The organism is Saccharopolyspora sp. NPDC003752 (genome assembly GCF_053605825.1).
Map to the genome: position 1 here is coordinate 129,678 of NZ_JBSGJZ010000001.1, position 24,307 is coordinate 153,984.

Genomic DNA, 24,307 nt, shown 5'->3' on the forward strand with positions numbered 1-24,307 from the left:
TCGACCGAGACTTGCCGGGTGATGAACCATACGATCTCCGCGACCGCCGACAGCGGCGCGGCAAGCGGGATCGCATCCCGCACCGCGTTGACGGCGCTCGCGCCCATGGTGTGGGGCACGACCTACGTGGTCACCACCGAACTCCTCCCGCCAGGCCACCCCTTCTTCGCGGGGATCCTGCGCGCGTTGCCCGCGGGGCTGATCGCGTTGGCGCTCACGCGGACGCTGCCGCGCGGGACGTGGTGGGGAAAGGCCGCGGTGCTCGGCGTGCTGAACATCGGGATGCTCTTCGCGATGCTGTTCGTGGCGGCCGAGCGGCTGCCGGGCGGCGTCGCCGCCACGCTCGGCGCGTCGCAACCGCTCATCGTGGCGGTCCTGGCGGTCGCGGTCCTCGGTGAGCGCCCCTCCGCTTGGCGGTTCACCTGGGGTGTCGTCGGCGTCGTGGGCGTCGGCCTGGTGGTGATCGGCCCGGATGCGGCGTTCGACGGCCCCGGGATCCTGGCCGGCCTCACCGCCGCGGCTTCGATGGCGCTGGGCGTGACGCTCACCAAGCGGTGGGGACGTCCCGCCGGTGTTGGGCCCACCGCTTTCGCGGGATGGCAGCTCACCGCAGGCGGCCTGTTCCTCGTGCCCGTCACGTTCTTCTTCGAGGGACCCCCGCCGGCGATCGACCTGCCCGGCGCACTCGGCTACCTCTGGCTGGGCCTGGTCGGCGGTTTGGCCGCATACGTCCTGTGGTTCCGCGGCATCAAGACGCTGCCGGTCACCTCGGTCGCCGTCCTCGGCCTGTTCTCCCCGATCGTCGCCGCGCTCCTCGGCGCGGTGCTGCTCGGCCAGACGCTCGGCCCGATCCAGCTGCTCGGCTTCGCGCTCTCGCTCGCCGCAATCGTCGCGGGCCAGTTCTCCCCGCGACTCACTCCGAACTTCACCGCAGAAAGGACCGCACGATGAGGATCTCCGTCATCGGAGCCGCCGGCATGGTCGGCTCCCGGGTCACCTCCGAAGCCTCCGACCGAGGGCACGACGTCACCGCCGTGTTCCGCGGAGAAGTACCCACATCCCTGCCCGGAGGCGTGAACGCCGTCCGGGGCGATGCCACCGACCGGGACCAGATGAGCAAGCTGTTCACCGAAGCCGACGCGATCGTGGCGGCGACCCGCCCCCGTCCGGGGCGGGAAGGCACGGTCCCCGCGACGATCACGGCATTGCTCGACGCGGCCGTGGAAACCCGAACCCGCATCGTCATCATCGGCGGCGCCGGACCGCTGCAGACCCCGGGAAGCTCCGAGCAGCTCGTGGTCGACAACCCCGACTACGTGGCCCCGGAGTGGCGCGTCATCGCCGAGGCGAGCGTCGCGCAACTGGACGCCTGCCGCGAACACCCGGCCGACTGGGTGTACCTGTCGCCGCCCGCGGTCCTCGCACCGGGCCACCGCACCGGAACCTACCGGCGCGGCGGAACCACGCTCCTCACCGACGCGGAAGGCGCGTCCCGGATCTCGGCGGAGGACCTCGCGGTCGCGGTCCTCGACGAACTGGAGAACCCGCGTGCCGAGAAGCACTTCACCGTCGGCTACTGACCAGCTCAGCTGGCCGGGGTGGGTGAACGGCCCGTTCGCCTCGATAGATGGGGCGAACGGGCCGTTCACCTCTCTCCGGATTCGTGCGGCCGATGGGGAACGGCAGGGCGATCCGGTCCGCGGAATCCCCTTCGGTGTCCGGCGGCGACAGCATCGGCGGGTCGCTGTCCAGGTTGGCGTTCAGCTCGAACCGGCTCCCGAAGCGGGCCGGACCAGGAAACCGGTCCGCGGCGCACTGTCCCGGCCGACCTCCTCGATCCGGATGTCGTCGAGCAACAGCCCGGCCGGTCCTCGCGCCGGCAGCTGATGAAGATCCACTTCTCCGCGAGAGACGCAGAACTCCCGGAAGACGACACCGGCTCCCCCTCTGCGGCTGGATCGACACCGCGCCACAACGCCCGGAAGGCCGTCGAGGCATTGCGGACTTCCCCGCGAGTCAGACGGTCGGGCGTTCGTCCTGACGCGTCCAGGTCCAGGGGACGCAGGGGTCCATCTCGCCGGACAGCGCGAGGGTGATCAGGCACCGGCGCACGTCGTCGACGGGGATCACGTCGCCGGGCAGGAACGTGGCGTTGTGCTCCCGGTTGACGGTGATGGCGGGCAGGTCGTCGCCGCCGGAGCCGCGGGTGGTGAAGCACAGCGCGGCGGTGTGCTCGGTTTCGGGGAACTCGGCCATGACCGCGCCCCATCCGCCGCGGTAGCCGAAGGTGACGAAGATGTGCTGGTCGAGCACTTCGCCGGACGGGGCGATGCGCCACGCTTCCGGCGGCTCGACGAGCAGGTAGACCTGGTCGTCGTCGGGCACCGCCAAGATCTCGTCGATCATCGCGATCTTGTCCCCGTCGGTGGCCACGACGACGTAGTCGTCATCGGCGGCGGCAGCCCGGTCGATGCGCATCCGCCCGGCGCTCTGGCTCCGGCCTCCTGTGACGCGCTCGTGAACGCAGGGCAACCCGTTGGGCACCGGGATCACGGTCAGCGCGGCATCGTCGACCACCGCGGTGGTGATGCCCCCGTCACGGGCGTTGGAGACCCACTGGGCGTGATCATCGGACAGGTCGGTGCCGTCGTCGAGAACGTGCCCGATGAGCTCGGCCAGCCAGTCGGCGGCCTCGACAGGGGTGTCGAGGATCCGGTCCGGAACGAGCGTCTTGACCCGCTCGTCATCGGGTAAGGCATCGTTGGCCTCGGCGGCCTCGATGTAACCGTGGAAGTGCTGACCGCCCATGGAGCCGGAATTCCCTTCTGTTGATCTTCCAGCGAAGGCTAGTTCAACGACGAGACCCCCACGGCGGTCAACGGCAGGGAAACTAGTCGTGCACGAGTCTGGTCGTGTAGCCCGCTTCGACGAGGTGGGCGTACGCCTCGTTCACCTCGGGTGGGACTTCTTGGGGGATGGCGAAGCCCTTCTCGGCGTAGAGCTCCACTCGCTGCGTGTCCCCCACGAGCATGTTGATCACCCGGTTCACGTCGCCGATCGACCGCACGTACTCGTCCAGGGGCAGGCGCTGGGAGCTGCACATGATCTCCACCTCCGGCCAGATCTTCCTGGCCGTCGCGAACGCTCGTCGCTGCTGGTACGGGCGCGACACCAGCAGCATCGACTCGCACCGGATTCCCTTGGCCGCCAGGAGTTCTCGCGTGTACTCGATGTTCTCGGCCGTGTTCGTGGCTCGCGGCTCCACCGCGATCGCGGTGTCCGGCACTCCGCGTTCCAGCGCGTGTTCGCGGTAGTGCACGGCCTCTCCTCTCGGGAAGCGCTCCACCGTTGTCGGCGCGTTCGCTCCGGTGAACACGATCAGCGGGAAGTAGCCGCCCCGGTAGAGGTCGACGACGTGGTCCGCCACGCCGAGGTCGTGGCCGCCCAGACCGACGCCCACGTCGCAGGGCCGGAGCTCGTGGTGGAGGTCGTGGTAGTCCCAGAGCCGCTGCACGTCCGCTCGGATGCGTTCGGGGATGGCCGGCGTCGGTGCGTTCATGGCCGCCTTTCGCGCCTTCGGCTCGGTCAGGGATCTCGCCTTCAGGATGCTCGCTGCTGGGCGGCGACCGCGCACGGCGATGCCGACCGCCCCGGGAGCGCAAGATCGCGGATCAGCACGGTTCGCAAAAAGCGCGGGAAAGGTCCGGAGATGATCTCCCCCGCCTGCCCACCGCGGTGTTCCACCAGGTGTTTTGTGGGGCAGGTGGGACTTGAACCCACGACCTGACGGGTCATGAGTCCGCCATCTGTTACCGCTTCGTTGTAAAACAGGAGCAAATCGGATGCATGGAGTAGATCCGAGGGCTCCAGCGGGCATCTTTCGCGGGAGTTCGCACCCAGTCCCGCACCCAGCGGTCCACCCGCCATCGGTGTCGCCCACGTCACACACCCGCCACGGCTGCGCTCTTACCGCTGCTCTGTTCGAGTGGCGACCGTCGAGAATGAGTAGAACTCCTGAGTCCGCCGCAGGTCAGGTTCGTTATCGTCCCGGGCACTGACACAACGTGACCTTTGCGGAGAGGGGCCAAGTTGGTGTTGCGGATCGAGCCGTCCAGGCTCGACGTGATGGCTGGCGGCTTGGAACGGTCGACAGACGAACTGGGGCGAACTCAACCGTTGCTGCCTGGCGATGCCGGGCAGTCGAGTGCGGCGGTTTCAGCGACGACAGCCGATCTGTTTCGCGTGGACACCGGACTCGTGGAGACCGTGCGTCGCGGCGCATCGGACCTGGACGCCAACAAGGCGACCTACAGCGGCACGGACGACGGCAACGCCCCCACAGGCAGCTGAACCTGTCGCCCACCCAATTGCACGCCCCAGAGTTCGACCGGTGAGCCTCACACTCCCCTGCCTTACGGTCGCCTTGGCCACTCGCTTGAGGTTCAGGTTGTATCGGTGTCTTGGGTGGGCGCCTGCATGTGGTCTCGGCTTCACAGGATGCGTCGGAAGTGCTTCTGTGCGTGACTTTGATCGGCGATCACAGCTGCTGTGAGAGACTCAATCTTGTGACGACAGTGCCGCTCTGGACCATCCCCGTTGAGGCCCGCAAGAAGGAACAGGAACGAGACGCTCTCCACCGAGTGATCTGGAAGATCGCCAATGACTTGCGTGGAAGCGTGGACGGCTGGGACTTCAAGGCGTACGTGCTGGGGCTGTTGTTCTACCGGTTCATCTCCGAGAACCTGACGGCCTACCTCAACAAGGCCGAACGCAGTGCGGGCAACGAAGACTTCGACTACCGCTACCTGTCCAACGAAGAGGCGGAGTTCGGGCGCGAGGAGACAGTCAAGGAGAAGGGCTTCTTCATCCTGCCCCAGGACCTCTTCGCGAACGTACGTGAGCGGGCGAGCAGGGACGAGAACCTCAACGAGACGCTGGACCGGGTTTTCGGCAACATCGAAGCCAGCGCGGTCGGCGCCGATTCTGAGAACGACATCAAAGGCCTCTTCGCTGACCTCGACGTCAACAGCGGCAAGCTGGGCCCAACGGTGGCGAAGCGTAACGAGAAGCTGGTCAAACTCCTCGACGCGATCGGGTCGCTCGACCTCGGCAACGGCGAGTTCAACGAGAACACCATCGACCTGTTCGGTGACACCTACGAATTCCTAATGCAGATGTACGCTTCCTCGGCCGGTAAGTCTGGAGGGGAGTACTACACACCGCAGGAGGTCTCCGAGCTACTCGCCAAGATCACCGTCGTCGGCAAGACCGAGGTGAACAAGGTTTACGACCCCGCCTGCGGCTCCGGTTCGCTGCTGCTGAAGTTCAAGAAGGTGCTGCCCGACGGGGTTCGGCTGGGTTACTTCGGCCAGGAGATCAACCTGACCACCTACAACCTGTGCCGGATTAACATGTTCCTGCACGACGTGCCGTACGAGAAGTTCGACATCGCCCATGGTGACACGCTGACGGCCCCGTACCACTGGGACGACGAACCGTTCGAGGCGATCGTCTCCAACCCGCCCTACTCCACGCGCTGGGAGGGCGACGCGAACCCGCTGCTGATCAACGACCAACGGTACGCTCCAGCTGGTGTGCTAGCGCCGAAGTCGAAGGCCGACCTGGCGTTCACGATGCACATGCTGTCGTGGCTGGCGGTCAACGGCACGGCCGCAATCGTCGAGTTCCCCGGGGTGCTCTACCGCGGTGGTGCGGAGCAAAAGATCCGTAAGTACCTGATCGACAACAACTACGTCGACACGGTCATCCAGCTCCCACCGGACCTCTTCTTCGGGGTGACGATCGCGACCTGCATCATCGTGCTGAAGAAGTCAAAGACCGACAACCAGGTGCTCTTCATCGACGCCTCGGCGGAGTTCACACGCCATGGCAACAAAAACAAGCTCGCCGCTGACCACCAAGCTAAGATTCTGGACGCGTTCGCCCGCCGCGAGGCGATCGCCCACTTCGCGACCCTGGTCGACTACGAGACTATCCGCGACAACAACTACAACATCGCCGTCAGTTCTTATGTCGAGGCCGAAGACACTCGCGAAGCGGTCGATATCACGGCGTTGAACGCCGAGATCACACGGATCGTGGCCCGCCAATCCGAGCTGCGTACTCAAATCGACGCCATCGTCGCCGACCTGGAGTCCGACGATGCGTCTCGGTGACCTGCTATCGAAAGCTCCAGCCAAGGAAGAGGCTCAGGTCGAGGGCTTCCTCAATGGTAATGGCTTGGCATGGGGAAAGCACAAGACCATCGACGCCGGTCAGGTAGCTCTCAACTTCATGTGCAAGACCTGCCGAGATGTCAGGACATTCATGTCCGGCAAGAAGCTGTCCTGCCTGGGTGTCGGCGACCGGGTGTTGAGCATCGACGCGTGCCTCAAGTGCCCAGCATGTCAGGCGACCGTCGAAGCTTGGTTTCTCGTCGTGTCCAGGGACGAGCTGTACGAGCAAGCGCTGACAGTTCGTTTGGAGCGCTACGTGGACAACCGGCGCGATCTGGCTAGTCGCGTTGGAGTCGGTTCCGATGACTTTGACGACCTGCTGGAGCGTGCGCAGCTCGCCTACGAGGAAAAGCTCGGGGCGGGATCCATGGTCTATCTCCGGAAGATCTTCGAAGCGATCACCAAGCAGGTCGCCGATATCACAGGAATCCCCACGACCGGAAACAACGGCGGCCGCAAGCCGTTCCGCAACCTCCTGCAAGAGGTCGACGCGCAGCACCACATCATTCCTCCGGCATTCTCCAGCGATGGATACAAGTTATTCCGCGAGCTGAGTGAGATCGTCCACGGAGACTCAAGCGAGGAAAAGGCACTGCAGAAGTATGAACCTTGCCGAAGCTTGGTCATCGGAATCATTCAGAATGTCGCCAGCGATCAGGAGATGCAGCAGGCGATCAACGCGCTCGGATGGACTGTGAACAGCGTGAACTTGCCTTCAAGTGGGGCGATGGTGCCATGAGCGAGATCGACAGACTGCTTGCCGAGCACTGCTCGGACGGTGTTGACGTCATGACACTCGGTGAGATCGGCACCTTTGTCCGTGGACGTCGATTTACCAAGGCTGACATGGGTGACGAAGGAATCCCCTGTATCCACTACGGGGAGATCTACACAGAATACGGCGTGTCCACGCGCAACACGGTCTCGTATGTGCGGGAAGGCCTACGTGATCAGTTGCGTTATGCGCAGCCTGGGGACGTGATCATCGCCGGTGTCGGGGAGACGGTCGAGGACGTAGGCAAGGCTGTCGCTTGGCTCGGACTGGAAGCAGTCGCGATCCACGATGACTCGTTTCTGTTCCGGAGCGAAATCGATCCGACCTATGTCTCCTACTACTTCCAGACCAGCGTATTCCATGCCGAGAAAGAGAAGCATGTCTCTCGCGCGAAGGTGAAACGGCTTTCCAGCGGCGGACTAAGTAGGATCACCATCCCGGTTCCTCCGCTTGAGGTGCAGCGCGAGATCGTACGGATTCTGGATAAGATGACGGAGTTGCAAGCGGCGTTGCAAGCGGAGCTGCAAGCCCGAGCGCGCCAGTACGAGTATTATCGCGACTCTCTGCTTCAACCCACGGATGAAGTTCTGTGGCGTCCCCTTGGGGACTGCGCGACGATTGTCCGCGGAGCTTCTCCTCGACCAATCCAAGAATTTGTTACTGATTCCAAAGACGGCGTCCCGTGGATCAAGATCGGCGATGTTTCCGCCAACGGGAAGTACATCACGAACACGGCTGAACGAGTCACCTCCGAGGGTGCGACAAAGTCCAGAAGAGTGCGGCCTGGCGATTTCGTTCTCTCGAACTCAATGAGTTTCGGACGTCCGTACATCTGTCAGATTGAGGGTTGCATTCACGACGGCTGGCTCGCCATCAGTGATTTTGAGGGTGTTTTCGTGGCGGACTTTCTCTACCACATGCTCCGCTGCAAATTTATCCAAGCAGAGTTTGCGCGCCGTGCAGGGTCCGGGACGGTCAAGAATCTTAACGCTGACATCGTGAAGTCAGTCCCCGTCCCTGTCCCTGATCTTGTTGAGCAGAAGCGAGTGGTCGCTGTCCTCGACAAGTTCGACGCTCTAGTGAACGATCTCTCCCGGGGCCTGCCGGCCGAGATCGAGGCTCGGCGGAAGCAGTATGAGTACTACCGGGACAAGCTGTTGACTTTCGAGGAGTGGGTGGCGTGAGTCAGGGCGGCGGTGTCGAGGTACCGGACTCAGCACTGAGGTACGAGCCGATTGCGGTGAGCGACGAATCCACCGTCGTGGCGGTGTACGAGCCGGATGATGGTGTTGATCAGGGCTACCAGTCCGAGGCGCAGCTTGAGGCAGAGTTCATTGAGCTGCTGGGGCAGCAGGCGTACGAATGGCTTCACATCGCGTCGGCGAGTGATCTGGAGGCGAATCTCCGTCGGCAGTTGGAGTTGCTGAACGATGTGGTCTTCAGTGACGACGAGTGGAAATGGTTCTTCGCCAAGAAGGTTGCCTCGAAGAATGAGGGCATCGTCGAGAAGACGGCGCGCATTCAGGAGGACCCGATTCAGGTTCTTGCTCGTGACGACGGTACGAGCAAGAACATCAAACTGATCGACAAGTCGAATATCCATGCCAACCGGCTCCAGGTGATCAATCAGTACGAGACGGTTGGCGCGGGCGCCGGGGCTACTCGCACGCACCGGTACGACGTGACGATCCTGGTCAACGGGCTGCCCCTGGTGCATGTGGAGCTGAAGCGCCGCGGCGTGGCGTTGCAGGAGGCGTTCAACCAGATCACCCGCTACCAGCGGGAGTCGTTCTGGGCGGACGCAGGGCTGTTTGAGTATGTCCAGCTCTTCGTGATCTCCAATGGAACGCACACCAAGTACTACGCGAACACGACGCGTGCGCGGAAGGTAGCCGAGTCTGAGGGTGGCAAGCGTGCCCGGAAACAGACGTCGAACTCGTTCGAGTTCACCTCATGGTGGACCGATTCGAAGAACCGGCGTATCGGTGACCTGACCGCGTTCACCCGGACTTTCTTTGCCAAGCACACGCTGCTGAACGTGCTGACGAAGTACTGCGTTTTCGACGTCTCCCGCACCCTTCTGGTGATGCGGCCCTACCAGATCGTGGCGGCCGAGCGGATCCTGCAGCGGGTGGTGTGCTCGACGAACGCGAAGTCAACCGGGCCCGATGCTGGCGGCTACATCTGGCACACCACCGGGTCCGGCAAGACCCTGACGTCATTCAAGACCGCGCAGCTCGCGTCGAAGATGGAGGGCATCGACAAGGTTCTCTTCGTGGTCGATCGTAAGGACCTCGACTACCAGACGATGCTGGAGTACAACCGGTTCGAAAAGGACTCGGTCAACGGGTCACGTTCAACGGCCGAACTTAAGCGGCAGCTCCAAGATCCCAGCGCCTCGATCATCGTCACCACGATCCAGAAGCTCTCGCGGTTCATCGAGCAGAATAAGGGCCATGAGATCACCAAAGGTCACGTGGTGCTGATCTTCGACGAGTGCCACCGCAGCCAGTTCGGGGACATGGGCACTGCCGTGCGCAAGGCGTTCCGCCGCTCCCACCTGTTCGGCTTCACCGGCACCCCGATCTTCCCGCAGAACGCAGGCGGGGCGACGAAGGACACCACGGAGAAGATCTTCGGCAACCGGCTGCACACCTACACGATCGTGAACGCGATCAACGACGGCAGCGTGCTGCCCTTCCGGATCTCGTACCAGAACACCGTGCGGGCCGCAGACGATGTCGAGGACAAGCAGGTTGCCGGGATCGACACCGAGGAAGTCCTGCGCCACCCAGAGCGAATCCGGCAGATCGTGCGTTACATCCTCGACCACTTCGACACCAAGACCATGCGCACCCAGGGCTACAGCCTGGGTGAGAAGCGGGTGCGTGGCTTCAACTCGATGCTGGCCACCGCCTCGATCCCGGCGCTGCGTCTGTATTACGACGAGTTCATCCGACAACATGCCGAGCGCAAAGACACCGACCCGTCGTACCAGCCACTGAAGATCGCCACGATCTTCAGTTACACGGCTAATGAGGATGACGAGGTAGCCGGCATTCTCGACGACGAGGCGATGGATGCCGACCGGCTCGACGACTCCTCCCGTGATTTCCTCGAACGCGCGATCGGTGACTACAACACCACGTTCGGCACCACCTACGACACCTCGGCGGCGAAGTTCGAGAACTATTACAAGGACCTCGCACGCCGAGTGAAGGACCGTGAAGTCGACCTGGTCATCGTGGTCAACATGTTCCTGACCGGGTTCGACGCAACTACGCTGAACACGCTGTGGGTGGACAAGAACCTCAAGTCCCATGGCCTGATCCAGGCGTTTTCGCGTACCAACCGGATTCTCAACTCGGTCAAGGCGTACGGGAACATCGTCTGCTTCCGCAATCTGGAGAAGGCAGTCGACGACGCTTTGGCGCTCTTCGGCGACTCCGAGGCCGGTGGCGTGGTGCTGCTCAAGCCGTACGCCCACTACCACGCCGCGTACGTCGACCTCGTCGGTCAACTCCTGGACGGATTCCCTCCCGGGACTGAGCCATCCGGTGAGGCACAGGAGAAGTCGTTCGTCTTGTTCTTCGGCCAGATCCTCAAGCTGCGCAACATCCTGACCTCCTTCGACGAGTTCGCCGACGACGAGACGATGACCCCTCGGCAGCTACAGAACTACACGAGCATCTACAACGCGCTGTGGGAGAAACATCGCAAGCGGGACAGGGATGAGAAGGAGTCCATCCTTGATGACGTCGTCTTCGAGATCGAGCTGATCAAGCAAGTCGAGGTCAACATTGACTACATCCTGATGCTGGTACAGAGGTGGCGTGATGAGCGTCAGGCCGAGATGGAAGACACGACCAGGATGCCGCTACGCGCCATCGAGGATGCCGTCGATGCCAGCCCGTCAATGCGGAACAAGAAAGACTTGATCATGGACTTCGTCGACGGCATGTCAGCCACTGGCGAGGTCAGCGACAACTGGCGAACCTTTGTCACCGAACGACAGGCAGCCGAACTCGGTGAGATCATCGAGGCCGAGTTCCTTCGACCCAAGCAGACGCAGTCGTTCATCGAGGCAGCCTTCCGCGATGGCGCGATCGCAACTAACGGAACAGCGATCACCCAGATCTTGCCTCCGGTCTCTCGCTTCGCGAAGGACAACAACCTCGGGGCCAAGAAGGAGCGCGTTATCGAGAAACTGACCGCGTATTTCGAGCGCTTCTTCGGGCTGTCCTAAAGGCCACCGCAACCGCAGGTCAACCCGCCAGAAAAGAAACAGGGTACGGTGGATGTCACCGAACCCGTCGTCAAAGAGCGCGTCGACGGGCAGTGCTTCTCTAAGCTGGGCGAAGCCACTGGCTCTTGTCGACGATGTAACGGCGACATACGTGTACAATGCGATGCGAGTTGGCAATAGAGGGCGTGCACTTTTACGCGCACAAGAAGGGACGCCAGACATCCCGACTCCACGGATCGCCGTTTGCAATCGTAACTCAGACCGACGGCGATACCTATTGCCAAGAGGCGCGCCTCGGAGTCTCGCCTCTTGACGCGGGCGATGCAGGCCACGAAAACCGTCTGGCGGCCGCACAACTGGTTCCGGCAAGGCGTGAAGCCCGTTAGTTACACCATTTTACCCCCATAGATCAACGAGAGACGTCCGAAAAAACTTGGGCACGGACCGTGCATTCTCAGCTGGAATTGCGCTTGCGACAGCGCAATTCGGGAAGTACCTGAAAGAGACATGAGAAACCGTCCCCTACGGCCGGTGTCACAGGTAACGGCGCCAAAGGTCCGCGTCGCTGTGCCGTTTACAGCGAGCAAGTCTTCTTTGCTGCCGCACCGAACCGATGGCGATGGCCAGACGCTCCGCTTCCTCAACTTCGGCTCGTAGCGCGCTATCTTCGCCGATGGACCGCAATGCCGTCGCCAGATCGACGCGTAATGCAGTCTCAGCGCGGGTGAAGCTCGTGTCGAGTTCGCTTAGTACGTCTAACAGTACGTCGACCGCCGCTAGCTCCGCGAAACTGGCGAGCGCGTGCCCCCGCCAGCGATTGAGGTGCACAGAATCAAGCACCACGTACGGGCCGCAGGAGTCCCCCGCTTCGGTCGGTAGGAGTTCAGCAGCGTTGTCGAACGAACGGAGGCTCTCGCATTGTTGATGATGCGAGCGAGTGCCTCGCCGTGTGCGGCAGCGAGCCAGGACCGGAGGAGCTGCGAACATTTGGTGTTCGCCAGCCGACGCGTGGCGTGCAACAAGTCGACGGCGTTCTTCGTTTTCACCGAGGTCAAGAAGCACGAACGCTTGTTCGGCGGCTGTGTGGATCTCGTACGACTCGGCGCTGGTCTCTCGTGCTGCGTGTTTCGCCCGCTCGTAGTGCTGCCATGAGTACTGCAATTTGCGGAGGCCGAGGGCTTGCCAGCCTGCGAGCGTGTGGAGTTCTGTGAGGATGACGGCGAGTTGCTCGCGCGTGTGTCCGGGAAGGCTGTGAGCGAAGAGCTTCTCGACTTGGCTCGCCTTGGCGCGGACTTGCGGGAGATCACGCACCAGCTCGACGAGCTGAACAACCGGGGGCGTCATGGCGTTCGGTGAGTACGGCTCGGTGTGGTCTGGTGTCTCGACACTGCTGAAGACGAACAGGTCTTCCCGAAACACAGCACCGGCCTCCGCAACTCGCTCCGCCACCCGCTCGCGTTGTTCTCGGAGCAGGGCGACCGTTTCCGAGTCGAGGGCGATGCGGCGGCGCTGGTGGGTCTTGGTGTCCTTCTCCTTGCTCGAACCCAGTTTCGGTGGACCCACACGACTTCCTGGTCCAGATCGATGTGAGAGAAGCGCAGTGCGGCCAGCTCGCCGCGGCGATGCCGGTGGTCATGGCCAGCCAACGAGGGTTGCCCCAGTCGTCGTCGATCCGGAACGCTTCCTCTGACAAGCGTGCGGCCTCGGCTGGCGTGGGCGGTGTGGGTTCGGGACGCTTCTGCTTCGGCTTGCGGGCGACGCGGGCTGGGTTGGAGTCGATCCACTCCCAGCGTTCGGCTGCGTCGAGGGTGCCGCTGATGATCGCGTGAATCTGCCGGACCGTCGACTGAGCCATCGGGCTGCACGCGTGTGCTCGGCACTTCGCTTTCTGGCAGTCGTGCTCGCCGGTTTTCCGGTGTTCGACGTAGGGCTTGCCGTCGCACCGCGCTCGGCAGCGGCGCAGATCTGAGTAGAAGGACTCCAGCATCCGCGCCGAGATCTTGTTGACCGGTTGATCACCGAGCGCGGGGACGATCGTGCGGTTGATGTAGCCCAGGTAGGTGTTGCGGGTGCTCTCCTCGATCTCGTTCGTGCGCATCCACTCGTCGAGCGCGAACGAGAACTTCACCGACGACGTCGCGGTCTGCTGCTTGTCGGCCTGGGCCAGCAGCTTGTTGAGCACCCTCTCGGCGCGCTTGTGCGCGGCCTTGTCCGTGCCTTGGATCGTTCCGCGGAGATAGACACGCTTGCCCGTCACCGGGTCGATGCCGGCGTAGACGATCACTCGGAGTGTCCGGGCGCGTTCTTCGATGCGTCCCCGAGAACGGTCTTCCCTGGGTGCGTGCGTCATGGCTGCGAGGCTACTCGCACCCAAAACCGCACCCAGGTGAAAACGCGCTCGCCAAATTCGGCCGTCTTGCCTGCTCAGGAGTGGGGCAGGTGGGACTTGAACCCACGACCTGACGGATTATGAGTCCGCTGCTCTGACCTGCTGAGCTACTGCCCCAGGATTGCTTTCGCAATACCGGCGATCGTAGCGATGTCGCGGGGGGTTGGAGCTGGCGGGTGGACCCGCCGACCGGCCTACGACCCGATTGGTCGGACCGGTCGAATGCACTGCGCACGGCGTTACGCCGAGCGGCCTACCGGGGGTTTCGGGCGGACGAAAACGGGGCCGGCGCACCCGTGCGATGCGCCGGCCCCGATCGGTCTGCTGCTCAGCCGATGAAGCTGAACACGTCGAAGGCTCCGGTCAGCTGGCCGATGACCGCGATCGTGGCCATCAGCGCGCCGATCCCGGCCACCGTCAGCACCGAGAGCATGATCAAGTAGACGAGCGCCTTGATCGGCTTCGGCAGCTTGGCGACCGAGGCGAAATCCGGCAGCGAGATGTGCGATTCCTTGCCGATACCTGGTGCGGACATACTGACTCCCCCGTCCTCTGTCAGTCCCCTTGGACGAACCACCACTGCTCAAGAGACGAAGCGCAACGGGATTCCGTTGCGCGCAACGCATCACGAGTTCGTTTCGGTCAGCAATCGAGCGGATCAACCAGCACAGTCGGTCTTTCCGGCCCGCGGCTCACGGGCCCGGACAAATCATCCGTGCTCCAACCGACCGCCGCGAGCCGGGCATGGACGAGATCGTGCGGTGATCCCGGATCGTTATCCGACCCGCCGTCCAATTCGCTCGGACAGGTGACACGAACGCGGAACCGCCCCACTACCAGAAGATCCAGTCGCGGGACTCTCCCCGGCTCATGCGCTGCTCGCACCCGCCACCGGCCGAATGCCTGCCGTCGCGGTTGCGCTCCTGCTCAAGCTTACCTTGTCGGGTGAACTCCGGTGCCACCGACCGCGTGCGTCCACAGAGGCCGGTCACGGGCAGCGGCGACGGCGGGGCAAGCCGGGCGCGCGCACGTTCCACTCCTGCTCGGTGAAGCCGGAACCGACTGCGGCGCAGGCCGGCTCGAACGCGTGGGCCACGACATCAGGCAGGTCTCCCACGTTCGACAGCACCGCCGTCGTGATCGTGGTCTCGTTGCTCGCGGCCGGCAGGGGCCGGCCGCTGCGGTGGGGCAGTTTCAATTGAAACTGGCAGTTGCACCGGGCTCAGGCTGCCGGAGCAACATGATCAGCAGTGACTTCGCTGCGGGTCCTGGGACGACGCCGCCCCGGGCGTCGAGACGACCGGGGCGGGACCGCTGCGGGACGCGACGATCAGGTGCCGACGCGCCAGTCGGTCAGGTACCGCTTCTGCTGGTCGGACAGCTGCTCGATCTCGACGCCGTAGGCGTCCAGCTTCGCCTTCGCCACGCGGTTCTCGATGTCCTTCGGGATGCCGTGCACGCCCGCGGGCAGCGACTCCGCGTTGGCCACCAGGTACTCCAGCGCCAGCGCCTGGGTCGCGAAGGTCATGTCCATCACCTCGGCCGGGTGCGCCTCCGCGGCCGACTGGCCGACCAGCCGGCCCTCGGCCAGCAGCAGCACCCGGTTGCCCGCCGGGAGCCGGTACTCGACGCAGTTCGGGCGGAGCTCGGTGACCTCTTCGGCCTCCTTGCGCAGGTCCTCAACGCCGATCTCGATGTCGAAGTGGCCGGAGTTCGCGACGACCGCGCCGTCCTTCATCTTGCGCATGTGCTCGATCGTGATGACGTCCCGGTTCCCGGTGACCGTCACGAAGATGTCGCCGTGCTCGGCGGCGCGCGACATCGGCATCACGGTCAGGCCGTCGAGGACGGCCTCCAGCGCCCGCACCGGGTCGACCTCGACGACGATGACGTTGGCGCCCATGCCCCTGGCGCGCATCGCGACACCGCGGCCGCACCAGCCGTAGCCGACGACGACGAAGGTGGAACCGGCGAGCAGCATGTTGGTCGCCCGCAGGATGCCGTCGATGGTGTTCTGGCCGGTGCCGTAGCGGTTGTCGAACAGGTGCTTGGTGGCCGCGTCGTTCGTCGGGAACACCGGGTAGCGCAGCGCGCCGTCGTCGGCCATGTTCTTGATCCGGAGGACGCCCGTGGACGTCACCTCGGTGCCGCCGATCACGTCGGTGAGGAGCTCGGCGTGGTCGTTGTGGATCGTGGTGGTGAGGTCCGCGCCGTCGTCGACGACGATGGTCGGACGAGTCTTGAGCACCGCCTGGACGTGCTCGTAGAACGTGTCGCGGTCGGCGCCGTACACCGCGAAGACCTCGGCGCCGATGTCCCGCTGGATCGAGGCGGCGACGTCGTCCTTGGTGGACAGCGGGTTGGATCCGCACAGCGCGACCTCTGCCCCGCCCGCGACCAGCGCGCGCACCATGTTCGCCGTCTCCGTGGTGACGTGCAGGCAAGCCGCGATGCGGTGACCGGTGAACGGCTTCGTCTCCGCGAACTGCTCGGTCAGCGTGCGCAGAACCGGCATGCGCCGGGACGCGAAATCTATCTTGCGTTGTCCTTGATCGGCCAGCGCCAGATCGTGCACCATACCCATCGAAAAGCCCTGCTCTCCTCAGTCACGTCAGCCTGGAGCGCACTCCGGAAAGATCGGGGTGCGCTCATCTTCGAAAGGCAGCCCCGCCAATTTTCACGGGGCGCCGGCGCTGGAGAAGACTCCCGGAACATTGAGCGGGTGAATTCACATTTCCCCAACACTGGAGCCGACCCTACAGCAGCCCCGCAATGAAGTCGAGCGCTCCATTTGCCCGACGGACGAGAACGCGTTGTCGAACAAAACCGACATCTGCTGGTTCTTCCACCCGCGCCACGCTGGGCGGTTAGCGGGAGCGAACTCCATGTTCACCCATTCGCTGCAACGCATTACGCGGTCCGCCGTCGGGGCGAGCGGAATTTTCAGACGCCCCACACCGAAGCCGAAAGGGCGTACACCGATGTGCGTCAATCGCCAGAACGAGTGGCGCGAAGGGTCGAATCGACGTATACCGGCGCTTTTGGAATATTCCCGGTAAAGACCACTGGGACAGCACTATTCGCAGGTCATCAAGGCTGGATCGGCCAGTGGAACGCGCCCGGGCGGAGTTGATCACATTTCACGAGAGGGCGCCGGAAACCTCGCCCGCTCCCTCGCGCGCGACTAGGATCTCCACCGGGTCGCCAACGTCGGCGAAATCTCCGCCGGTACGCTCGCCCCGGCTGATCCGTCACCTAGGCAGGAACGGGCGAGAACACGACAAGGCCGCCAACCGGAGCGCCGGTCGTTTCCCGCCGCCGATCTCGCAGGAGGTAGAAACAGTGCAGTACGTGGCCATGCTTCGGCAGAAGTATGTCGCTCACCTGCTCGGATCAAGCATTGTCGGCAGATTGCCGAACGGAATGGCTCCGATCGCGATCGCCATCCATCTCCGGCAGCAGCAGGCCGGTTACGAGGTCGCCGGCCTTTTCACCGCGATTTACGCCTTGAGCACCGCGGGCGGTTCTCCACTGCTCGGCAGACTCGTCGACCGGTTCGGCCAACCGATTGTCATGCTCATTTCCGCCGCCGGCTCGGCGATCGGTTTCTTCGGGGCCGCGTTCCTCCCCGTCGACGACTATTTGCCGCTCGGCGCCTCGGTGGTGCTGGCGGGCGCCCTCACCCCGCCGCTGGAGGCGTGCCTGCGCAGCCTGTGGGCGGACATCCTGCCCAAGGAACAGCTCGAAGCCGGCTACGCGCTGGACTCCTCCACCCAGCAGGTCATCTTCATCAGCGGCCCCCTGCTGGTGGCCGGCGGCATCGCCATCGCCCCCTCCGCCTACGTCGTGCTGGCGACCGGGATGTTCGGCCTGATCGGCGTGGTGGTCTTCTGCCTCGCCCCGCCGGTCTGGCGCTGGCGGCCGGTGCACGCTGAACGGCACTGGCTCGGCCCGCTCCGCTCGCCGCTGCTGACCGTCGTGCTGGTGTGCAACTGCGGCGTCGGCGCGGCCATGGGGGCGTTCAGCATCCTCGCCGTCGCCTACTCCGAGCACGTGTCCCTACCCAGCATGAACGGCGTGCTGCTGAGCGCGAACGCGGTCGGCGCGATGATCGGCGGCATCGTCTACGGGGCCCGGGTGTGGCAGAGCCGGGACAGCAAGCGGCTCCTGGTGCTGCTCGGCACGCTGGCCGCGCTGTACCTGCCGCTGATGCTGACGCCCGGTGCCATCGCGATGACCGTCCTCGCCTTCATCGGCGGGCTCTTCCTCGCCCCAGCCCTCACCTGTTCGTACGTGCTGGTGGGCCGGATCTGCCCGCCGGGCACCGTCACGGAAGCGTTCGCCTGGCTGGTGACGATCTTCCTGGTCGGCAACGCGGCGGGCGCGGCGACGGCGGGCGCGGCGGTGAGCTCGCTGCCGATCAACTTCGCCTTCGGTGCCATGGCGTTGTTCGCGCTGGTCGGGTTCGTGATCTACGTCGTCGGCCTGCGGCTGATCGGCTCCGAAGCATCAAGCACCCCAACGGAATCCGAGCAGTCGACCGCCCGCTGAGGCGGCCGGTCCCCGCAAGTTCCATTGAAATCGTGGGTCCAATTTCAATGGAACTTGCGGATCATCGGCGTGTCGCACCCCGACACGCCGGTTCCTGTGGGTAACTCCCGCAAGTTCAATGGAAATCGGACCTTCGATTTCAATGGAAATTGCGGTGGATCCGGGACACGGCGTCGGTCGGCCTGACCCGACGAACGCCGTCACATCCATGACAACCGTTGAGGCGGCGGGGGTCGCTCGTGCGCGTCGGCGCGGGCGGCCTTCCGCTGCTCGACCACCGCGTCCAGCAGCGTCGCGACTCCGTGCTCCTCGTTGGTCGGGATGACGAGGTCGGCCGCCGCGAGCACGGAATCCGCCGCGTTGGCCACCGCGACCGCGAGGCCGCCGCGGCCCAGCATCGGCAGGTCGTTGGGCATGTCGCCGACGCACGCGACGCGGCTGAGCTCCACCTGCAGCGCGTCGGCGATCAGCTCGACCGCCACGCCCTTGTCCGCCGACCGGTGCGAGACCTCCAGGAAGCGCGTCGTCGAGTAGGTGACGGCGAAACCGCCGCCCAGCAGCTCCGCCGTCGCGGTCGCCAGCTCACCCGCCGGCCGGTGCGGGTGGGCGACCAGCAGCTTGAGCACCCGCCCGCCGCGCACCAGGTCCGGCACGGACCCGGCCCCCAGCTGATCGCGCCAGTTGCTCGCGAGGTCGGCCGGGAAGTCCGGGTCCAGCGCCAGTTCCTCGGCGCTGACCGCGCCGATGGAGACCGACCCGATCCCCGCCCGCAGCCGTTCGACGGCCCAGGCCGCGCTGGTCTCGGTCAGCACCTGCTCGTACCGGATCTCCCCGCGCTCGTCGCTGATCAGGGCGCCGTTGCTCGCGGCGGTGAAGCCGCGCAGCCCCGCCCGGGCCAGCATCGAGATCGTCTCGCGGAAGGGACGGCCGGTGATGAAGGCGACGTGGACGCCGTGCTCCTGCGCGCGCCGGACAGCCGCCCGGACGCGGTCGCCGAGCTCGCCGTCGCCGGTGAGCAGCGTGCCGTCCAGGTCGGTCGCGACGAGATCGATGGGCACCGGCACCCCCGCCGAGCCCCCCGTCACCAGTCGCTCACGATCAGCGGTTCCCGCGGGTAGACGTGCAGGGCCGTGAGGTGGAACCCGTCGAGCAGCGCGTCCACGTCGGCGACCCCGGTGCGGCGTGCCGTCGCCGTCTCCGCCGCGACCGTGATCCACAGCCAGCCGGAGTCGTAATCCGCCTTGGCGGGCCCCGATCCCGGCACCGTCACCGTCGCGAGGAGGTCCGGCGTGTCGAGCAGGTCCAGTGCCACCACGCCGCCCGCCGCCACGTCGAGCCGCACCGGGCTGGTGAAGCTGACGACGGTGTTCCGGGTGGAGCTCGCCGGGGCGAACCGGACCGAGACGTGCTCCCCGTCGTCGTGCACGAGCGGCTCGCCACCTTCCGGGAGTTGCGGTTCCTCGTCGGAAAGCCTGCGCAGCTCCTTGGTGAGGCGCTGAACCACCTGCCGCTTGCCGGCGATCGCACTGCGCACGGCGGATCTGCTCGCACAGCGCTCCAGCACGGCGAGTTCCGCTTCCACCTCCACGCGGAACCGCCGGCCCGCGTACTCGCAGCAGATCGCGTCGAGCACGTCGGCGGCCAGCGCGTCGGCCGCGCTGCCGAGGGGACTGCTCGGGTAGGGCGACGGCGCGATCGCCAGCCCGGACAGGACCGCGCGCCCGGCCCGCATGCTCAGCGCCACGGACTCCTCGTCGACCGCGGCTCCGCGGCTGCGGAGCGCGTCGATGGCGTCGCCCTCCCACGGCCGGTGGCGGCCTCCCGACCGCCCCCACCTGGCCGCGAGCTCGACGATCGCGCCGATCAGCGCGGGATCGGCCTCGGTCAGCAGCGCGGCGCGGCGGGAGATCGCGTCGATGTCCTCGCGGGCCCAGGTCCGGGGATCCGGGCCCACGCCTGTCCCGGGGCGGCGCGCACCACCGCCTCCGCTCGATTCGATGTCCACTGTGGTCACACCGCCTGGAGTCGGTCGATGCCGCTGACGGTGGGCGCGGCCAATGCGGACGGACGGCACTCCAGCTCGCCGATCACCGTGTCCGACGGCACGCAGGCGGCCTGCCAGACCACTTCGGCCACGGACTCCACCGTCATCTTCAGCTTCGAGCGGTCGTCGTCCTCGTTGGCGATCGCACCCGGGCTGATCAGCGTGGTGCGCACGCCGTTCGGCCGCTCCTCCAGCAGCAGCGACTCGCACACCGCCTTCATCGCCGCCTTCGCCGCGCTGTAGGAGACGCCGCCCTCGAAGTACCGCGTGCCCGCGTGGCTGCCCATCAGCACGATGCTGCCGTTCGTGCGGCGCAGCGCCGGCAACGCCGCCTGCACGAGGGCGAGCACGGAGGTGAGGTTCACCGTGAGCGCCTGCGACCAGCGGGCGAGGTCGAGCTCGGCGACCGTGGCGAAGTAGCGGTCCACGGCGTTGGCGACCACCAGGTCCAGGTCGCCTTCCGCCTCGACCACCTCGGCGACGCGGTCCCGCACCGCATCGACGTCCGCCAGGTCGCACGGCAGCGACCGCGGGCCCGGGGCCGGACGCCTGCTCAGCGTCCACACCCGCACGCCGGCCCGCGTCAGGCGCTCCGCGATCGCCTTGCCCGTGCCGCGGTTGGCGCCGGTCACCAGCGCGACGCGGGGCAGGCGGTCAGCGCGCGTCTCGGACATGCGCGATCAACTCCTGCCAGCGTTGCGTGATCACGTCGGCGCCGTCGCCCGCGCGGAAGAGGTCCTTGTCCAGCGCGTTGCCGTGCTGGTCGCGAACCCGCATGCAGTCCGGCGAAACCTCGGAGATCACCGTGGGCTCGCCGTCGGTGTCGACCGCGACCACGAGGCAGAAGTCCCAGAGGTCCAGCGGCGCCATCCAGTGCCGCAGCGCGGCGTTGGTCCGCAGGGCCAGGTCGTGGAACGCCGCGACGGGAACCCCGGCCGCCCGCAGGTAGTCCTCGCCGATGGGCTGGTCCTCCGGGTCGATGCGGAAGTCGAACTTCACCACCGGCGGCTCGAACCGGTGCCCCTCGGCGAACAGGCCGGGGTACTTCCTGGTGGTCGATCCAGTGGCCACGTTCTTGACGATGACCTCGAACGGCGGCGCCGGGCGGTAGTCCGCCAGGTAGCCGATCGGGCCGGTGCGGCGCCGGAAAGCCGTCCGCACGCCGGCTTCCGCCAACTGCTGCGCCGCCAGCTCGTAGAAGTCCATCCGCAGCGAACCGGTCGACTCGATCAGCTCGTCCCGGTCGTAGGTGAAGCTGCGCAGGCTCGGCACCAGCTCGATGAGGCAGGCGTCCTCGCCGATCCGCCAGACCCGCTTGCTGCGCCCGACGACGTCCGGCTCCCGGGCCTGGATCTCCGCGAGGTCCTCGACTGCCACGTCATGCACTGAGTCGCCCATTCGTCCTCTCCTCGTCGATCGCGCCGTGCCGGGCTCAGGCACGCACCCAGCAGCCGTCCAGAGCCGAGCGGCATCCGCAGGAGGGGTCGTCCCGGAGCGCTTGCGTCACGGTGCGGACCACCGGCTCGACGCGGTGGAGGTTGCGCTGGAACTGCGCCACGACGTCGACGTGCTTCACCGGCGCGTCGCCGCTTTCCGGGGCCAGGTCTTCGGAGATGACGCCGTAGTCGGTGCAGTAGGAGAGGTTGACGTAGCAGAGCTCCAGCTCGCGTGCGAGCGACGCCTCGGTGGACTGCGTCATGTTGATGACGTCGGCTCCCCAGTTGCGGTACATGCGGCTCTCGGCCTTGGTCTGGAACCGGGGGCCGTTGATGACCGCGGCCGTGGCGCGCGGGTGCACGACCTCGTCGGTGTCCTTCAGCGCCTCGATGGCCTGCCGGCGCAGCCGCTCGCAGTACGGGTGCGCGGCGTCGGCGTGGGCGCCGCCGGGCTCGTCGAAGATCGTCCAGTTGCGGCCCCAGGTGAGGTCGATGAGCTGGTCGATCAGCACGAAGTGGCCCTTGCCCACCTCCGGCGAGAGGCTGCCGATGACGTTGAAGCCGAGGATCTGCTGCGCGCCGAGGTCGTGCAGCGCGGCGAGGTTCGCCGGGTACGGGACCCGGTGCGGCAGGTACTCGTGGTTGCGCCCGTGCCGGGGCAGGAAGCCGATCGTCTTCCCGGCCCATTCCGTGATGGTGATCGGGGCGCTCGGGTCGCCGTACTTCGTCGTAACGGTCACCTGCTCCGACTGGTCGAAGAACTTGTAGAACCCCGTCCCACCGATGATTCCGATGTCAATCACATTCACTCCTGTCTCGAATGGGAAGGGCGGCGCACGCCGCCGAACCGAACATCACGCGTATTTCCGGAAGCCGGGCACGGCTCCGCGCGGCGGAGCGAAAACTCGTTGGACCGATGGGCGCAGTTGGTCCAGTCCAGCATCTTTTTCAAATGCTACCGACACCGCATCCGATGTCAAGAAACTGTCCGTTCGCCACCACTGAGCCCGTTTAGCACACATTATCCGGCCATCCAGCAGAAGGCGGCCGAACGCCCGCTCGAAAGCCTGGCAGGATACCAACCGGGGTCAAAAATCGCAGAGTGTCCCACATCATATTCAAGTGGCCGAATGGTGACCCTGCGGCACCGAAAGGCCCCCGGCACGCGGCCGAACAGGGCCGTCGCCACCGGAACGGCCGCAGGCCGCGACCGCGAAGGGTGTTCGCCGATTCGCGTCCCGGGCGTGTACGCCGCGTTAACCCCGCGGTCGGGCACGCCCCGCACGACGGCAAACGGCGTCCCGTTCGACCGAACTGGACGATCGCGAATGCCGCCATCACCAGTTCCGGGAAGTGCGGGAAAAACACCACTCCTTCGGCGGGGCCGAGCACCGAATTTGCCCGGACCTGGTAGGGCCCCGGCTCCCTTGCGGCCGGTGGGGGCCGGTGATAACTTCAAACAAAAGTGCGGAAATGTGCACTGGTTATCGTTCTCAAATGGGAAACAAACATTCTCGCAGTTCGACCGCGCGGGCCCGCGACGCATTTTCCCATCGCCGCAGCCCATTTCTCATGCGGCCGCTGCGCCGGCGTTGCAGAAGGAGAGTTCACGTGCGTTTCCTCGTGGCCGGAGCGGGATTCGGGCAGCAGCACCTCGAATGGCTCGACAGATGCGCCGCCGATGTGCGCGTGCTCGGCTACCACTCCAACCGCGCACGCGCCGAGGAATTGGCCGCCCGGTACGGGATCGGCACGGTCACGACCGACGTGGTGGGCGCGATCGCCGATGGCGGGGTGGACGCCGCGGTGATCTCGTCGCCGCCCGACACGCACGAGGAGCTGGCGGCGGCCGCGCTCGACAGCGGCTTGGCGGTGATCACGGACAAGCCGCTCGCCCACGACGTCGCCGCGGCCGCTCGGCTGGCCGGCCACCCGAGCGCGCAGCGGGCCGCCGTCGTCTTCCAGTGGCGCATCAACCCCGCGCTGCGGGAACTGCGGCGCCTCCTGCAGGCCGGCGAGTTCGGCGAGGTGCACCACGTGGAACTCACCTTCCACCACGACTTCCTGGCCGGCCCGGAGACCGCCTTCCCGTGGCGCCACCGGCGCGAGCACGCGGGCGCGGGCGCGCTGGCCGACCAGGGCGTGCACCTCTTCGACGTCCTCCGCTGGATCGCGCCGGGAGACTGGCAGGTCACCGGAGCGCGGACGGCGGTGGCGTGCAAGGAACGCCGCGGGCCGAGCGGGCCGGTGCGGTGCGAGACGGAGGACGTCGCAGACGTCTGGCTCGCCGACGCGGGCGACCGGCACGCGCGGGTGTTCGTCTCCCGGATCGCCGCCGGGCGCCGGTGCTTCCAGGTGGTCGTGCAGGCCGCGCGCGCCGTCCTGGTGGTCGAGGCCTCCCCCGACGACGGCAGCGCACGGCTGCTGGTGAGCACCGTGGGCACGGCCGGTCCCGTCGTCACGGCGTTCCCGGCGCACGACATGAACCCGTACCCGGCCATCCTCGACCGGCTGTCCGAAGTGGACGGACAGCATGCCGGGCTGATCGCCGGATTCGACGATGCCCTTGTCGCCCAACAGCTCCTGCACCAGGCGCTCGCGCACGGCGAGAGGTGAAACGAATGGCCGCC

General features: G+C 65.7%; 22 protein-coding genes and 1 tRNA gene. 9 read left to right on the plus strand and 14 right to left on the minus strand.

Annotated elements, in window-relative coordinates; translation table 11 throughout:
* The first annotated feature begins 21 nt into the window (after positions 1 to 21).
* Together ACWEV3_RS00615 and ACWEV3_RS00620 are read left to right on the plus strand one after the other, a co-directional pair.
* Complete coding sequence (locus ACWEV3_RS00615) at positions 22 to 951, plus strand: EamA family transporter (protein WP_452612226.1); 930 nt, start codon at positions 22 to 24, stop codon at positions 949 to 951.
* Entirely contained in the window at positions 948 to 1,580 is a 633-nt protein-coding gene (locus tag ACWEV3_RS00620; protein WP_452611840.1) for an NAD(P)-dependent oxidoreductase, read from the plus strand. Before ACWEV3_RS00615 ends, ACWEV3_RS00620 begins: the two co-directional genes overlap by 4 nt.
* 180 nt (positions 1,581 to 1,760) lie before the next feature.
* Here ACWEV3_RS00620 and ACWEV3_RS00625 read toward each other — a convergent pair whose 3' ends face one another.
* The 3 genes from ACWEV3_RS00625 to ACWEV3_RS00635 form a co-directional block, all read right to left on the minus strand.
* Positions 1,761 to 1,898, minus strand: coding sequence for a hypothetical protein (locus ACWEV3_RS00625; protein ID WP_452611841.1), 138 nt, complete (start codon positions 1,896 to 1,898; stop codon positions 1,761 to 1,763).
* Between the two features lie 118 nt (positions 1,899 to 2,016).
* Positions 2,017 to 2,808, minus strand: a complete 792-nt coding sequence (locus ACWEV3_RS00630) for a hypothetical protein (RefSeq protein WP_452611842.1) — start codon at positions 2,806 to 2,808, stop codon at positions 2,017 to 2,019.
* A gap of 82 nt (positions 2,809 to 2,890) precedes the next feature.
* Positions 2,891 to 3,559 carry a YdcF family protein gene (locus tag ACWEV3_RS00635; protein WP_452611843.1) on the minus strand — a complete coding sequence of 223 codons (669 nt, stop codon included), beginning with the start codon at positions 3,557 to 3,559 and terminating at the stop codon, positions 2,891 to 2,893.
* A 533-nt stretch (positions 3,560 to 4,092) separates the two neighbouring features.
* Between ACWEV3_RS00635 and ACWEV3_RS00640 the strand changes: the two genes are divergently transcribed.
* From ACWEV3_RS00640 to ACWEV3_RS00660, 5 genes are all read left to right on the plus strand, one after another.
* A complete protein-coding gene (locus ACWEV3_RS00640; RefSeq protein WP_452611844.1) occupies positions 4,093 to 4,350 on the plus strand; it encodes a hypothetical protein in 258 nt (85 codons plus the stop codon).
* 215 nt (positions 4,351 to 4,565) lie between these two features.
* Entirely contained in the window at positions 4,566 to 6,176 is a 1,611-nt protein-coding gene (locus ACWEV3_RS00645) for a type I restriction-modification system subunit M (protein WP_452611845.1), read from the plus strand.
* The gene (locus ACWEV3_RS00650; RefSeq protein WP_452611846.1) at positions 6,163 to 6,975 is read left to right on the plus strand and encodes a hypothetical protein; all 813 of its coding nucleotides are present in this window, start codon (positions 6,163 to 6,165) and stop codon (positions 6,973 to 6,975) included. The genes ACWEV3_RS00645 and ACWEV3_RS00650 overlap by 14 nt, the downstream gene beginning before the upstream one ends.
* Complete coding sequence (locus tag ACWEV3_RS00655) at positions 6,972 to 8,195, plus strand: restriction endonuclease subunit S (protein WP_452611847.1); 1,224 nt, start codon at positions 6,972 to 6,974, stop codon at positions 8,193 to 8,195. The genes ACWEV3_RS00650 and ACWEV3_RS00655 overlap by 4 nt, the downstream gene beginning before the upstream one ends.
* Positions 8,192 to 11,257 (plus strand): type I restriction endonuclease subunit R, encoded by a 3,066-nt coding sequence (locus ACWEV3_RS00660; RefSeq protein ID WP_452611848.1) that lies wholly within the window; start codon positions 8,192 to 8,194, stop codon positions 11,255 to 11,257. The genes ACWEV3_RS00655 and ACWEV3_RS00660 overlap by 4 nt, the downstream gene beginning before the upstream one ends.
* A 534-nt stretch (positions 11,258 to 11,791) precedes the next feature.
* On the opposite strand, the gene ACWEV3_RS00665 is transcribed toward ACWEV3_RS00660, so the two are convergent.
* From ACWEV3_RS00665 to ACWEV3_RS00690, 6 genes are all read right to left on the minus strand, one after another.
* Entirely contained in the window at positions 11,792 to 12,601 is an 810-nt protein-coding gene (locus ACWEV3_RS00665; protein WP_452611849.1) for a hypothetical protein, read from the minus strand.
* Positions 12,561 to 13,607, minus strand: coding sequence for an N-terminal phage integrase SAM-like domain-containing protein (locus ACWEV3_RS00670; protein WP_452611850.1), 1,047 nt, complete (start codon positions 13,605 to 13,607; stop codon positions 12,561 to 12,563). The genes ACWEV3_RS00665 and ACWEV3_RS00670 overlap by 41 nt, the downstream gene beginning before the upstream one ends.
* Before the next feature lie 81 nt (positions 13,608 to 13,688).
* A tRNA-Ile gene (locus tag ACWEV3_RS00675) sits at positions 13,689 to 13,763 on the minus strand.
* A 211-nt stretch (positions 13,764 to 13,974) separates the two neighbouring features.
* Positions 13,975 to 14,181 (minus strand): hypothetical protein, encoded by a 207-nt coding sequence (locus tag ACWEV3_RS00680; protein WP_132493809.1) that lies wholly within the window; start codon positions 14,179 to 14,181, stop codon positions 13,975 to 13,977.
* 453 nt (positions 14,182 to 14,634) lie between these two features.
* The gene (locus tag ACWEV3_RS00685; protein WP_452611851.1) at positions 14,635 to 14,844 is read right to left on the minus strand and encodes a hypothetical protein; all 210 of its coding nucleotides are present in this window, start codon (positions 14,842 to 14,844) and stop codon (positions 14,635 to 14,637) included.
* Positions 14,845 to 14,976: 132 nt separating this feature from the next.
* On the minus strand, positions 14,977 to 16,230 hold the full coding sequence (locus tag ACWEV3_RS00690; protein WP_452611852.1) for an adenosylhomocysteinase: 1,254 nt from the start codon (positions 16,228 to 16,230) through the stop codon (positions 14,977 to 14,979).
* A 773-nt stretch (positions 16,231 to 17,003) separates the two neighbouring features.
* On the opposite strand from ACWEV3_RS00690, the gene ACWEV3_RS00695 reads away from it, so the two are divergent.
* A complete protein-coding gene (locus tag ACWEV3_RS00695) occupies positions 17,004 to 18,197 on the plus strand; it encodes an MFS transporter (protein WP_452612227.1) in 1,194 nt (397 codons plus the stop codon).
* 200 nt (positions 18,198 to 18,397) lie between these two features.
* On the opposite strand, the gene ACWEV3_RS00700 is transcribed toward ACWEV3_RS00695, so the two are convergent.
* From ACWEV3_RS00700 to ACWEV3_RS00720, 5 genes are read right to left on the minus strand one after another with little or no spacing between them, the layout of a single operon-like run.
* Complete coding sequence (locus ACWEV3_RS00700; protein WP_452611853.1) at positions 18,398 to 19,255, minus strand: Cof-type HAD-IIB family hydrolase; 858 nt, start codon at positions 19,253 to 19,255, stop codon at positions 18,398 to 18,400.
* Between the two features lie 23 nt (positions 19,256 to 19,278).
* A complete protein-coding gene (locus tag ACWEV3_RS00705) occupies positions 19,279 to 20,151 on the minus strand; it encodes a hypothetical protein (protein ID WP_452611854.1) in 873 nt (290 codons plus the stop codon).
* 56 nt (positions 20,152 to 20,207) lie between these two features.
* Positions 20,208 to 20,915: an SDR family oxidoreductase gene (locus ACWEV3_RS00710; RefSeq protein ID WP_452611855.1), complete on the minus strand. Its 708-nt coding sequence runs from the start codon at positions 20,913 to 20,915 to the stop codon at positions 20,208 to 20,210.
* Complete coding sequence (locus ACWEV3_RS00715) at positions 20,896 to 21,639, minus strand: phosphoribosylaminoimidazolesuccinocarboxamide synthase (RefSeq protein ID WP_452611856.1); 744 nt, start codon at positions 21,637 to 21,639, stop codon at positions 20,896 to 20,898. The genes ACWEV3_RS00710 and ACWEV3_RS00715 overlap by 20 nt, the downstream gene beginning before the upstream one ends.
* A gap of 34 nt (positions 21,640 to 21,673) precedes the next feature.
* Positions 21,674 to 22,480, minus strand: a complete 807-nt coding sequence (locus ACWEV3_RS00720) for an MTAP family purine nucleoside phosphorylase (protein ID WP_452611857.1) — start codon at positions 22,478 to 22,480, stop codon at positions 21,674 to 21,676.
* An 808-nt stretch (positions 22,481 to 23,288) separates the two neighbouring features.
* Between ACWEV3_RS00720 and ACWEV3_RS00725 the strand changes: the two genes are divergently transcribed.
* Positions 23,289 to 24,293, plus strand: coding sequence for a Gfo/Idh/MocA family protein (locus tag ACWEV3_RS00725; RefSeq protein WP_452611858.1), 1,005 nt, complete (start codon positions 23,289 to 23,291; stop codon positions 24,291 to 24,293).
* Positions 24,294 to 24,307 lie beyond the last annotated feature (14 nt).

Excerpts from the sequence above, each read along its gene's own strand:
- ACWEV3_RS00715 (WP_452611856.1), bottom strand. The coding sequence starts at position 21,639 with ATGGGCGACTCAGTGCATGACGTGGCAGTCGAGGACCTCGCGGAGATC.
- ACWEV3_RS00655 (WP_452611847.1), top strand. The coding sequence starts at position 6,972 with ATGAGCGAGATCGACAGACTGCTTGCCGAGCACTGCTCGGACGGTGTT.
- ACWEV3_RS00630 (WP_452611842.1), bottom strand. The coding sequence starts at position 2,808 with ATGGGCGGTCAGCACTTCCACGGTTACATCGAGGCCGCCGAGGCCAAC.
- ACWEV3_RS00690 (WP_452611852.1), bottom strand. The coding sequence starts at position 16,230 with ATGGGTATGGTGCACGATCTGGCGCTGGCCGATCAAGGACAACGCAAG.
- ACWEV3_RS00620 (WP_452611840.1), top strand. The coding sequence starts at position 948 with ATGAGGATCTCCGTCATCGGAGCCGCCGGCATGGTCGGCTCCCGGGTC.
- ACWEV3_RS00665 (WP_452611849.1), bottom strand. The coding sequence starts at position 12,601 with ATGACGCCCCCGGTTGTTCAGCTCGTCGAGCTGGTGCGTGATCTCCCG.
- ACWEV3_RS00650 (WP_452611846.1), top strand. The coding sequence starts at position 6,163 with ATGCGTCTCGGTGACCTGCTATCGAAAGCTCCAGCCAAGGAAGAGGCT.
- ACWEV3_RS00710 (WP_452611855.1), bottom strand. The coding sequence starts at position 20,915 with ATGTCCGAGACGCGCGCTGACCGCCTGCCCCGCGTCGCGCTGGTGACC.
- ACWEV3_RS00615 (WP_452612226.1), top strand. The coding sequence starts at position 22 with ATGAACCATACGATCTCCGCGACCGCCGACAGCGGCGCGGCAAGCGGG.
- ACWEV3_RS00635 (WP_452611843.1), bottom strand. The coding sequence starts at position 3,559 with ATGAACGCACCGACGCCGGCCATCCCCGAACGCATCCGAGCGGACGTG.
- ACWEV3_RS00670 (WP_452611850.1), bottom strand. The coding sequence starts at position 13,607 with ATGACGCACGCACCCAGGGAAGACCGTTCTCGGGGACGCATCGAAGAA.
- ACWEV3_RS00680 (WP_132493809.1), bottom strand. The coding sequence starts at position 14,181 with ATGTCCGCACCAGGTATCGGCAAGGAATCGCACATCTCGCTGCCGGAT.
- ACWEV3_RS00695 (WP_452612227.1), top strand. The coding sequence starts at position 17,004 with ATGCTTCGGCAGAAGTATGTCGCTCACCTGCTCGGATCAAGCATTGTC.